Annotated in this window: 10 protein-coding genes; 6 read left to right on the top strand and 4 right to left on the bottom strand. The window is 39.4% G+C overall.

The window, feature by feature from the left end; genetic code table 11:
- Positions 1 to 18 precede the first annotated feature (18 nt).
- The 3 genes from CBM24_RS13395 to CBM24_RS13405 all read left to right on the top strand — a co-directional run bounded on the left by CBM24_RS13395 (position 19) and on the right by CBM24_RS13405 (position 3,054).
- Positions 19 to 780 (top strand): 5'-nucleotidase C-terminal domain-containing protein, encoded by a 762-nt coding sequence (locus tag CBM24_RS13395; protein WP_232475530.1) that lies wholly within the window; start codon positions 19 to 21, stop codon positions 778 to 780.
- Positions 758 to 1,717, top strand: coding sequence for a bifunctional metallophosphatase/5'-nucleotidase (locus CBM24_RS13400; RefSeq protein ID WP_088161600.1), 960 nt, complete (start codon positions 758 to 760; stop codon positions 1,715 to 1,717). Before CBM24_RS13395 ends, CBM24_RS13400 begins: the two co-directional genes overlap by 23 nt.
- A 122-nt stretch (positions 1,718 to 1,839) precedes the next feature.
- Positions 1,840 to 3,054, top strand: a complete 1,215-nt coding sequence (locus CBM24_RS13405) for an MFS transporter (protein ID WP_088161601.1) — start codon at positions 1,840 to 1,842, stop codon at positions 3,052 to 3,054.
- 72 nt (positions 3,055 to 3,126) lie between these two features.
- On the opposite strand, the gene CBM24_RS13410 is transcribed toward CBM24_RS13405, so the two are convergent.
- The 4 genes from CBM24_RS13410 to CBM24_RS13425 form a co-directional block, all read right to left on the bottom strand.
- Positions 3,127 to 5,130 (bottom strand): M13 family metallopeptidase, encoded by a 2,004-nt coding sequence (locus CBM24_RS13410; RefSeq protein WP_088161602.1) that lies wholly within the window; start codon positions 5,128 to 5,130, stop codon positions 3,127 to 3,129.
- Positions 5,131 to 5,241: 111 nt separating this feature from the next.
- Complete coding sequence (locus CBM24_RS13415) at positions 5,242 to 5,445, bottom strand: hypothetical protein (RefSeq protein ID WP_088161603.1); 204 nt, start codon at positions 5,443 to 5,445, stop codon at positions 5,242 to 5,244.
- A gap of 61 nt (positions 5,446 to 5,506) precedes the next feature.
- Positions 5,507 to 6,448, bottom strand: coding sequence for a homoserine O-succinyltransferase (gene metA / locus CBM24_RS13420; protein ID WP_088161604.1), 942 nt, complete (start codon positions 6,446 to 6,448; stop codon positions 5,507 to 5,509).
- Between the two features lie 113 nt (positions 6,449 to 6,561).
- Positions 6,562 to 7,092: a TlpA family protein disulfide reductase gene (locus tag CBM24_RS13425; RefSeq protein ID WP_088161605.1), complete on the bottom strand. Its 531-nt coding sequence runs from the start codon at positions 7,090 to 7,092 to the stop codon at positions 6,562 to 6,564.
- 231 nt (positions 7,093 to 7,323) lie between these two features.
- On the opposite strand from CBM24_RS13425, the gene acnA reads away from it, so the two are divergent.
- From acnA to CBM24_RS13440, 3 genes are all read left to right on the top strand, one after another.
- Positions 7,324 to 10,092, top strand: coding sequence for an aconitate hydratase AcnA (gene acnA / locus CBM24_RS13430; protein WP_232475531.1), 2,769 nt, complete (start codon positions 7,324 to 7,326; stop codon positions 10,090 to 10,092).
- A gap of 278 nt (positions 10,093 to 10,370) precedes the next feature.
- Complete coding sequence (locus CBM24_RS13435; protein WP_088161607.1) at positions 10,371 to 10,955, top strand: pentapeptide repeat-containing protein; 585 nt, start codon at positions 10,371 to 10,373, stop codon at positions 10,953 to 10,955.
- Between the two features lie 138 nt (positions 10,956 to 11,093).
- Positions 11,094 to 12,479 (top strand): WG repeat-containing protein, encoded by a 1,386-nt coding sequence (locus tag CBM24_RS13440; RefSeq protein WP_088161608.1) that lies wholly within the window; start codon positions 11,094 to 11,096, stop codon positions 12,477 to 12,479.
- The last annotated feature ends 76 nt before the right edge of the window (positions 12,480 to 12,555 follow it).

Here is a 12,555-nt window from a genome sequence, read left to right on the forward strand (position 1 = left end):
TTGGTTAAATTAAAAAGAATGAATATATCGAAGCAAATTGCCTTTATTGGTAGCCTTGGTGTCGCTTCGCTTTTGATGGTTACAGGTTGTACAAAACAGCTCCATCCAACGCAAAAAGATTTCCAACAATATCATATCAATAGCGATATGCAAGCTGATCCTGCAGTCGTATCAATCTACGAGCCCTTCAAGCACAAAATGGAAGCGGAAATGAACCGTGTGATTGGACATGCGGACAAAGCATTGACAAAAGAGAAAACAGCGGAAACATTAATGGGCAACTTTTTTTGTGAAGCCTTGTTGTGGATGAGTGAACATAATGCCCATAATCCTGCGGATTTAGCTTTCGCAACAAAGGGTGGGATTCGAAATGACCTTAAAGCAGGAGATATTACCGTAGGACATATTTTCGAGGTTATGCCTTTTGAGAACACGTTGACTATACTCGAACTAAAGGGTAGTCAGATTCGTCAGCTTGCTGACTATATCGCAACAACACATGGTCAACCTATTGCTGGAATGACTTTGACTATTACAGGCAACAAAGTTCAGGACATCAAGATCAAAGGTCAAGCTATTGAAGACGATAAGTTATATAAACTAGTGACCTATGATTATCTTGCCAATGGTGGTGACAACCTTACCCTATTGACACAACCTGTATCGCGAGCAGATTATCCGCAACGTATGCGTGAAGGTTTGATTGAATATGTGAGTGAATTAACGAAAGAAGGCAAAAAAGTAAATGCAGAATTAGATGGAAGAATTAAAATCAATTAACCGAAGATCATTTATCAAGCAAGTTGGTGGATTTTCTGCTGCAGTTGCTTTGGGATCACTTCCTTTTCAAGTCGACGCGAAGAGCAAAAAGGTAAAACTTACAATTTTACATACCAACGATGTTCATAGCCGTATTGAACCGTTTCCAATGGACGGCGGTAAATATCAGGGATTGGCTGGTGTTGCGCGCAGAAGTACTCTTATCAATAAAATCCGCAAAGAAGAAGAACACCTTCTATTACTGGATGCAGGCGATATGTTTCAAGGTACCCCCTATTTTAATCTTTTTGGAGGAAAACTTGAACTTGATCTCATGACAAAACTGGGTTATGATGCGGGGACATTCGGAAATCATGAATTTGACAATGGTCTTAACGGTCTTGTAAAATACCTGGATCACGCTAAATTTCCATTCTTAACGGCCAATTACGACTTCAAAGGGACTGTATTGGAGGGGAAAACCCAGGATTATACCATATTCCATAAAGGTGGAATAAAAATAGGCGTGTTTGGACTAGGAGTAGATATTGAAGGATTGGTTGACCCCAATAACTTCAAGGGAATGAGATATTTGGATCCTATTGAAGTATCCAACAAGGTGGTCCGCATATTGAAGGAAAAACACAAATGTGATTTAGTCATCTGTTTATCGCATTTGGGCTATCAATATGAAAACGATAAAGTGTCAGATCTGATCCTTGCCGCTAAAACCTCAGATATTGACCTAATTATCGGCGGCCATACTCACACCTTCTTAAATGAACCAACACTGGTTACTAATTTAAAAGGAACGAAGACCGTTGTGAATCAAGTCGGTTTTGCCGGGATTAATCTGGGGCGTATTGACTTTATTATGGAACCGGGGTCTGAGAAGAAACAAATGGTCGCAAGTACCTATCAAGTCAATCCTTCAATTCCGGAGTCCATGTTGGCATAATATGATCTAATTTTAATAAATGCCAAGTTGACTAATCAATTTGGCATTTTTTTTACCAATAGTACAAGAAGACGTATGAATTAAAAAACTTATACGATCTATACAAGCTGATTCATCATTCAATGAAAAGAATTTTATCGATATACCTCGACTCCTTTAAGGGACTGTCTCAAGCCGCATGGCTACTTGCCATAGTCATGCTCATCAATAGAATGGGAAGTATGGTGATTCCCTTTCTTGGTCTCTACATGACCCAGGTTCTACATTTTGACATTAAACAGGTCGGTGTGGTATTGATGAGTTATGGATTCGGATCCGTTTGTGGTTCTTATATAGGTGGCTGGCTGACTGACCGGATTGGCAGCTTCAAGGTTCAGTTCGGAAGTCTCGTATTGGCCGCTCCTTTATTCTTACTGATTCCACATTTCAAAGAGGTGCAGTCGTTATCCATCATGATTTTTACGTTAAGCTTAATCTTTGATGCCTTTAGACCTGCAAACTCGGTGTCAGTGGCGAGTTACGCTAAACCAGAAAATATCACGCGTGCTTTTTCATTGAATCGCCTAGCGATAAATTTGGGATTTTCAATCGGCCCAGCGGTTGCTGGCTTTTTGGCCACCATCTCATTCAATTGGATCTTTTATGGAAATTCTTTTGCCGTCCTTTGCGCTGCAGTCATTTTCTTTGTCTTTTTTCATAAACGAGAAAAAAGAAGCGATATCAAATCAAAAAAAGAGATTATTCCTGAAAACGAATTGCCTCAAAAAGGACGAAATCCTTATACAGACTTACCATTTGTCTTATTCAATATCTTTTGTTGTATTTTCTCTTTTTGTTTCTTTCAGTTGATTACGACTTTACCGCTTTTCTACCGTGAGGTTCATCATTTGAACGACCATCAAATCGGATTTCTACTCGGTTGGAGTGGTTTCGTTATTGTATTGCTGGAGATGTTTATTGTCCATATAGCTGAAAAAAGATTCTCGTTAATTAGCACGCTCGTCTTTGGAACATTTTTATGCGCCAGCTCTTATGCCATGCTAAATTTTACAGGCGGGCTCGGTTGGTTATATTTCACATTCTTTATTTTTGGTTTAGGTGAGATGCTGACATTACCTTTCATGGCAACGGTTTCTGTTAACCGCTCGACACCCAAAACACAAGGAGCATACATGGGCTTCAATTCCCTTGCTTTTTCAGCAGCAAATATATTTTCACCACTTTTAGGAACAAGCATAGTCGACTCCTTTGGTTTTACAACACTATGGTGGGCGACGGCATTGACCTTATCTGCAACAGCAATCGGGTTCTATTTGGTTCTAAAATGGATGAAATAGTATAAACTAAATAAAAAAAAGCGGGTGTATTTAATTTTAAATACACCCGCTTTTTGTAAAATGATTGATAAACTACCAAATTTTGATACGTTTATCGACTGGAACAAACATTTTGTCACCGTTCTTTGTATCCCAAGCTTTATGGAAAGCATCTAGGTTAATGATCGGCGCAAAAGCACGGTACTGTGCCGGAGAATGCGGATCAGTTTTCACCTGATTGACCACAAACTCATCTGTTGTCTTCGTTCTCCATATTGTAGCCCAGGAAAGGAAAAAGCGCTGGTCCTGCGTAAAACCATCTATTAATCCAGGATTTCCCTTATCTTTCAGATAAAGTTGCAATGCATCAAAAGCAACTGATGAACCTCCCAAATCGCCAATATTCTCCCCTAATGTAAAGCGACCGTTCACAAAAACGCCTGGTACAGGTTCATAGGATTCAAATTGACGTACCAAAGCATCAGCCGCTGCTTCAAATTTCGCCTTATCACTGTCGCTCCACCAGTTGTTCAGGTTTCCGTTTCCATCGTATTTCGCACCCTGGTCGTCAAATCCATGTGAAAGTTCATGACCAATTACCGCACCGATACCACCAAAATTAACTGCAGCATCAGCCTTATAATCATAGAATGGTGGCTGAAGAATCGCTGCCGGAAAGACAATCTCGTTAAACAATGGGCTATAATAAGCGTTTACAGTTTGTGGAGTCATGCCCCATTCTGACTTATCTACTGGCTTATCTTGCTTCGCCAAATTTTGGTAAAATGCCCATTTACTCGAAGCCAATACATTTTCATACAACGATGTACCAATATCAAGTTTGCTATAATCTTTCCATTTATCCGGATAACCAATTTTAACTTTAAACTTAGCCAGTTTGTCTAATGCCTTTACTTTCGTTTCATCCGACATCCAAGTTAATCCCTTGATATGCTGCCCGAAAGCTTTAACAAGATAGCTTACAAGTTCTTCAGCTTCAGCTTTGGCCTTCGGAGGAAAGTTTTCTTTCACATATAATTTCCCCAATAGCTCCCCTGCGATCGAATTGACAAATTCCACACCACGCTTATCTAAAGCACGCTGCTCCTTTTGTCCTTTTAACTTACGACCCCAGAAGTCAAAATACAGATCATTAAGTTCCTGTGTAGTATATGACGCTGCATTATTTAAAATATGAAATGTCAATAGCTCTTTGATTAGCGGTAGATTTTCAGGATTGAAAACTCGATCCAAATTTTCATAATACTTTATTTCCGGCACAATCACAGTATCAGCCTTAAAACCGACATCCTTTAGGTACTTTGCAATATCCACGTTTTTAACCATCTTTTTTAGATCAGCTACAGCGATCGGATTATATCGACCATTAGCATCACGTGATTGCTCAACAGTTTTAAGGTTTGTGGCCATCTGCTTTTCAAAGGCAACAATTTTTGGACCTTTTAAATCCTTCGTAACTTGGCCCGATTTAGCATAAAGTGCAGAAATATAATTTGAATAGTCAGTTAAGGTTTCTTCGTTCTTCTTGTCTTTTACTTGATAATATGAACGTCCCAAACCTAGACTTCCGCCACCAAGGTATACCGTATTAACATCGGAATTTTTAAGATGCGCATATACATAGCCACTAAAAAAAGGATTTCCACCAATGGGTGCTACCTCAACAAGATATTTATATAAATCATCGAAATTCTTAATGGCTGCAATTTTAGTAAGATAAGGTTTAACAGGCGCTAAACCAAGCTTATTGCGCGTTTTCATATCCACAAATGATTTATACAAATCACCTATCTTCTGATTGTCTGTACCCTTTTGGAACTGTCCAGATAATGATTCTTGCAAAACCTTCAAAGTAGCAATATCAGTATTTTCACGTAATTCGTCAAAAGAACCCCAACGTGCTTTATCGGAAGGTATTTTGACTGTTTTCATCCATTGCCCGTTCACAAAGTTATAAAAGTCATCTTGAGGACGAACACTCTTATCCATGTAACTCACATTGATTGCATTGTTTTGCGCATGGCCTGTCAATGAGCCACAGGCTAACAAGGCTGCAAAAAGTAGATTTTTCTTCATATAAAAATTTAGTTTGTTTATCGCTATACACAAACTTAAGAAAAGTTCTTCTATTGTTGATGCAACAAATATGGTTCTAATGACAACCAAAATTAAGAAGCATAGTTGGGTCTATGCTTTATTGCGGGTTGATTTACGTAGTACAAGGATAAAAATCAGTAAGAACAAGGCAATACCTGCGATCCAGATCCACGGATTAGCATACCATAAAGTACCATTCGCTTCTTTCAGTTTTTGATTTTCTTCTAGCGTAACCTGTGCTTTCAATAAAAAAAATGAAAGAACAGAACCAACTAGTAAAGCAGTCTTTTTCATATTTAATCACTTAACATGAATAGAATGCTTTTTTAGCCGTTTTTGTTTGAAATGAATTAAATTATCCTTGTTTGATTTCGCCTAAGTAAACCACATCTTTTAGATCAAAAGGAGTTTCTTGATACACGAAGTAATTCAACCAGTTATTGAAAAGCAGGTTCGCATGGCTTGTCCAGCGCACTAGAGGACGGTTTTCGGGATTGTCATCGACATAATAATTTGCTGGCATAGCAATCTCCTGCCCCTTTTCTAAGTCTCTTTTATACTCTTCATCCAATGTAAAAGGAGCATATTCTGAATGTCCCGTCAAATAAAATTCTCGTCCACCTCGTGAAGAAACAATAGCAATACCTGCTTCCGGCGATTCCGAAAGAATTTCCAAACCCTCTTTCGCCAGTAGATCATCCTTCTCAATGGTTGTATGGCGGCTGTGCGGTATAAAGAACTCATCATCAAATCCACGGAATAGCGGATGTCTTTTGTTTAACGTAGTATGCTTAAATACACCAAAAAGCTTTTCCGCTAGTGGCTTCTTCTCTACACCATAGAAATGATACAATGCAGCTTGAGACGCCCAACAGATATACAAACTTGATGTTACATGGGTTCGTGCCCAATCGAAGATGGTCTGAATTTCTGCCCAGTAGGTCACTTCCTCGAATGCAACCATTTCAACTGGAGCCCCCGTAATAATCATCCCGTCGTAGAAATTCTCCTTAACCTCAGTCAAGCTCTTATAAAACATCTCCAAATGCTCTTCGGGAGTGTTCTTTGAAACATGCGTTTCAAGTCGCAAAAATTCCATTTCCACCTGCAAAGGATTATTTGACAGCAAACGAATAAAATCTGTCTCTGTCGTGATTTTAAGCGGCATCAAGTTCAGTACTAAAACGCGAAGCGGTCTAATGTCCTGCTCATTTGCTCTTAAATCACTCATGACAAATATATTCTCCTTTTTCAACAGCTCAATGGCAGGAAGGTTATTAGGAAGTTTGACCGGCATAGATAATTTCTCCTTATACAATTAGCATGCAAAATTAGCAAGAAAATGCCATAAATGCTAAATGAAACATAAATTATCTTCCATTATATTGTTATAATCTCCAACACCAAAATCTATTCCTTACTTAAATCCAATAGGGATTTTCTGAATTTCTGCGACCCAAAATTCATTCCACCTACATGCTTAATGACCAGCTTACCAGCCTTGTCCAAAATAATTGTTGTGGGTATGCTTGTGGTACTCAATTCATTCGGCAACGCCGAATTTAACTGATACACAGGTAGACTATATTTTCTTTTCGCCATAAATTTCCTCGAAGCACTAAGATTTCCATCAATATCGACAGACAAAATAATAATCCTATCGTTGCTTTTAAAATCCTGATAGAGTTGATCCAATGAAGGCATCTCAGCAAGACAAGGTGGACACCATGTTGCCCATAAATTAATAACCACAACTTTCCCCTTGAGTTGATTTAGGCTCAACACATTGTTTTTACTGTCCCTAAAGCTAAGATCATACCCTTCGGTCCAGCCATTACCCTCCCCTTTGGTAACAGAAAGCGTATTTGCTTTACCCGGAAATGGGCTGCAAAACAACAAACTAATCAAGAAAAGGACACTATAATTTACTCTTATTCTCATACAACACTGTTTCTAAGCATAAACATTAACATAACGTTTGCATCCTAATTTGATTGTCTCTAAATCAGAAAAAACAATCTTTTTTTTATCCTGTTTTTTAATTCATTTTTTAGCGCCGATATAGGCATAAATTCCGTTTTGGAATACAAAAGCGGAAAGATATGTGTAAAAGATATTACAAACAAATTTGGGGATATGTGTATTATATAGTATGAAAATAAGTAAATGAATATGAGCAAAGAGAAATCAATACGAGAAATTGAAATTAACGGAAAAATTTACCAGTATAGTTCTATTAAAGATCTTCCTGAAGGTAATATCACGCACCTACCATTCAGCATCCGGATATTACTGGAAAATGTATTGCGTAACCATGATGGATTCAGTATCACGGACGAGCATGTCAATACCCTGATTCATTGGACTCCGCAACCTGTTGACAAAGATATACCCTTCAAGCCGGCTAGAATTTTAATGCAGGACTTTACCGGAGTACCTGCTGTAGTCGATATGGCTTCCCTACGTGCCGAATTTATCCGTCATGGCAAGGATGGACAAAAAATAAATCCCGCTATACCTGTGGATCTAGTTATTGATCATTCCGTTCAAGTCGATTACTTTGGCACAGACTACTCGTATGACAGGAATGTCGAGTTGGAATATGAACGCAACCGCGAGCGTTATGAACTCCTTAAATGGGCACAGAAAGGATTGAAAAATTTCACTGTTGTTCCTCCGGGTATGGGTATCTGCCATCAGGTTAATTTGGAATATCTTGCCAAAGGAGTAATTGAACGCGACAATTGGCTTTTTCCGGATACCTTAGTAGGGACGGATTCTCATACACCAATGGTGAATGGTATTGGTGTACTGGGTTGGGGAGTTGGTGGTATTGAGGCTGAAGCTGCCATGCTTGGACAACCCATCTTTTTCACCTGTCCTGAAGTTATCGGCCTTAAACTTATCGGCAAAATACCCGCGACTTGCACCGCGACAGACATGGTCCTTTCGATAACAAAAATACTTCGCGATAAAGGTGTTGTGGGCAAATTTGTTGAAGTATTTGGCGAAGGATTGGACAGCCTTTCGGTGACAGACCGCGCGACAATATCCAACATGTCCCCAGAATTTGGCTGTACGGTTACCTATTTTCCGATTGATGACCGAACCCTTGAATACATGCATAGCACCAATCGAAGCGCAGAGCAGATTAAAATTGTTGAAGATTATTGTAAAAGCAACTTACTCTGGCGCACGGGCAAGGAAGAAATTCAATATTCGTCGGTGGTTGAATTCAATTTATCAAGCCTAGAACCAACTGTATCTGGCCCCAAAAGGCCTCAGGATAAAATTCTAGTGAAGGATTTAAAAACCACATTTTCACAACTCTTAGACAGCGAACACCATCGACAATATGTCCCTGTTTTGCAGCGATCGGAATCTGCCTGGCTTGCTGACGGCGGTTCAGGAACAGAGTTTACCTTTGGTAAGGTACCTGTCGAACATGATTCACCTCATGAAGTTATTCAAGAGTCTATTCATGCCGTTCGCATCAAACACAATCATAAGGAGTATATAGTCAGTGATGGCAGTATTGCGATTGCAGCTATAACAAGCTGTACCAATACCTCGAACCCGACTGTCATGATCGGTGCAGGATTATTGGCCCGTAACGCCATCGAGCGCGGACTTCGCACCAAATCCTGGGTCAAGACCTCTTTAGCTCCTGGCTCAAAAGTCGTCACACAATACCTTGAAAGATCAGGACTTAGTGCTGATCTTGATGCCCTGCGTTTTCACACTGTAGGTTACGGTTGTACCTCCTGTATTGGAAACTCCGGTCCTCTTCCACCACAGATAGCAGAAGCGGTAGAAAAAGGTGAACTGATTGTTGCCTCGGTATTATCCGGTAACCGAAATTTTGAGGCCCGTGTGCATCCACAGGTAAAAATGAACTTCTTAATGTCGCCGATGCTTGTTGTTGCCTATGCACTGGTGGGAAGAGTGGATATTAATCTCTTGGAGGAACCATTGGATTACGACCCTAACGGTCAGCCCGTATATCTGAAAGATATTTGGCCAAGCCGCGAGGATATTATCGAAACCGTCAATGCCTGTGTCAAACAATCGGATTTCCAAGAAGTCTATGATGTCATCTTCGACGGGTCGACAGACTGGCAAGAACTTGAAGTGAATCTTGATCAAAATTACCAGTGGGACAATACGTCCACCTACATAAAAGAATCGCCATTTTTTGAAAATTTACAAGCAATTCCTAATCCAATACAGGATATTCAGAATGCACGAGTATTACTTTATCTCGGTGACTCGGTGACAACAGATCATATCTCACCCGCTGGTTCATTCAAAGAAGAAACTGCAGCTGGACAATACCTCAGATCACATCAGGTAAGTAAAGAAGATTTCAATTCTTATGGATCTAGACGTGGGAATCACGAAGTCATGATGCGCGGAACATTTGCCAATGTGCGTATTAAAAACAAAATTACCGATCGTGAAGGTGGATTTAGCCGTTACTTCCCCACCAATGAGGTGAAGACGGTATATGAAACCGCAATGGAATATCGCAAAAACAACACAGCGCTCATCGTACTGGCAGGAAAAGAGTATGGTTCGGGTTCCTCCAGAGATTGGGCGGCAAAGGGAACATTCCTCCTTGGCGTACGCGCGGTTATTGCTGAAAGTTTCGAGCGTATTCACCGAAGTAATCTTGTCGGTATGGGCGTCGCACCTCTTGTTTTTATCAATGACGAAAACGCAGAGAAATTAGGACTAGATGGAACAGAAGTCTATAGCATCTCGGGACTTGAGAACGATTTAACACCCCATAAACTTCTCTCGGTAAAGGCGGTACATGACAATGGAACAGTAACCACATTTCAAGTGAAAGCAAGATTCGATTCAGCCATTGAAATAGAGTACTTTAAGAATGACGGTATTCTACAATATGTGCTGCGTCAGTATTTAAAGAACAACTAACATTGTCCAAATTAGCGCATCGAAATATCTAAAAAAGTAAAGGGCACTGATCAGTGCCCTTTAACAAACTATATAAAAACCTACCAGAGTTCTACAATACATCAGTCTTATCCCCAGCACCCCAAGAATTATGTTTTATGGCTATGCCAAAAATAGCTATAAAAAATCCTCCTTTTTATCCCTGAAATCAGGTATTTTGTTCGCAAGCGGAAATAGCGCCTTTGACTATATTTTAAAGTAAAATCATTCGGCAGAATTGCTTATTTTCGCTAAAATCAATGCTAACACGATACAGAATGGAAGAACTTGTCGAACAAACAATCACTAAACAAACATTTACAGCTGAACTGAAGCAAGTTCAGGAATTCTACAAATGCACCTTTGAGCAATGTGATTTCCAGAACGCAGAACTCGTAGATCTACTATTCACAAATTGTGAATTTAAATCATGTAATCTTTCTAATGTCAGTCTAAAGGGCACACAATTAGATCATGTTGTTTTTAATGACTGCAAAATGCTCGGCATACACTTTAATGAATGTAGTTCATTTTCCTTTCATGCCAATTTCAGCAACTCAGTTCTGGATTACTCCTCTTTTTTTGAAAGAAATATAAAGAAGTTCCAGTTTGAACAATGCTCTTTGCAACATGTGGATTTTGAACGGGCCAATCTTCAACAGGTGCTGTTTAAAAAAACGAATTTGCTAAATGCCCGCTTTGTACAATGCAATCTCGAGGGCTGCGATTTTCGGTCTTCGATCAATATCCAGCTAGATCCAGAGGTCAATCGTATGAAAAAAAGTAAATTTGGCCCGGAACAACTGCCTGGCCTACTACTTAAATATCAGCTGGTTATTGATTAAATATAGGGAAGACCGTTCAGCTAACTCCCCAAATCAATGTATTCATTTGAAACATTTTGATTTATCGTTAAATAACGGATTTCAGGGATAAAACTCCCCACTTTGAATCAGGATATTTGTCATTCAAAGTTTAAGAAGATGAAAAAAATATCCCTATCATTCGCAGCTATCTTAGCGGCCAGCACAATGTCGTTTGCACAGATCAATAAAGCATTCAAGATCAACTATGCTATTACGTATGCTGTCGATCCCAGTGAAGAAGCACAAGCAGCTCCAGTTTCTGTGTACGAAGCGTATGTTAACAATGATAAAATAAAAGTCATATCGGCTTCCGGAGACGGCGAAGAGTCAATCTTTCTCATTAAAAAAAATGAAGAGCAATCAATTATATTGTACCCAGGACTGGCAAAATACGTCGTTAAAGAAAATGCGCTCAGCCCACATGCAATCAAATTCGTCCCAAACCAGACGAAAATGATTGCCGGTTATCCCTGCAAACTAGCTCAGGTCGAAATTCCTATTTCAGAAGATAACGACGAAAACAGCACCTTATCGATCTGGTATAGCGATAAATTGCCAGCCACCTATTGGGAGGGATTTGATCTGTTTAAAAAAATCCCCGGGGCGGTGCTGCAGTTAACAACACCTCTTGGAATGGATATGATTGCCCAGAACATCGCCGATAGCCAACTGGACGATAAAGATTTTATCGTTCCTGAGGATTATGAGCAAGTAGCATCCATTTATGACGACGAGGAAGATTCGGAAGAAAGCAACCAGATTGCTGAAAACCTGTATTTATTTGAAGATGCTGCAACTAATCTCCTAGGGGTACAAGACGGTGAAGAAAAAACAATTGTACCAGCACAATATCTATACATCGCACCATTTGTTGGCGATATTAGTATAGTTCAATATAAAAATGAAAAATATGGTGCCATTAATCTGGCCGGTAAACCAATCATTCCCTTCCAATACGATTATTTAGGATACGATGATCACCTTGGACAACTGGTTTTTGGACTAAACGAAAAATATGGGGTCATGGATAAATCTGGCAAAATTTTAATTTCCGCAAATTATGATATGATATCGTTCATTAACGGTGGTTATGCCGTATTTCAGCAGAAAAATAAATATGGTATATTGAATCAGGCAGGCAAAATAATTGTCCCGGCGACCTATAGCTATATTTCTGAAAATAATTCAACGCATTTCATCAGTATTGAAAACGACACGTATAATCTTACGGAAATAAAAACCAATAAAATCGTTGCTCCCGACTACGATTTGATTTCAGTTACAGAAGAACCTAATCTTTTCCTTGCTAGTAAAGATGGAAAATATGGTTATTTAGATGGCCAGGGAAAAGTGGCCATACCGTTTATATACAGCGGGGCCACCTCTTTCAGTGATGGTGTAGCTTCTGTCTCATTAGCGGATTCGGACGATGTAATTTTGATTAATACAAAAGGTGAACGTGTAGAAATAGATGCCGCTGCAGAGGCAACAGACACAATTTAAGAACCAGAAACCAAAAAAGGCAGCAGATATACCTGCTGCCTTTTTTGTTATACGGTTGCCGATCATCAAAGATCAA

Origin of the sequence: Sphingobacterium sp. G1-14, assembly GCF_002196555.1 — a bacterium.
Taxonomy (GTDB): domain Bacteria; phylum Bacteroidota; class Bacteroidia; order Sphingobacteriales; family Sphingobacteriaceae; genus Sphingobacterium; species Sphingobacterium siyangense.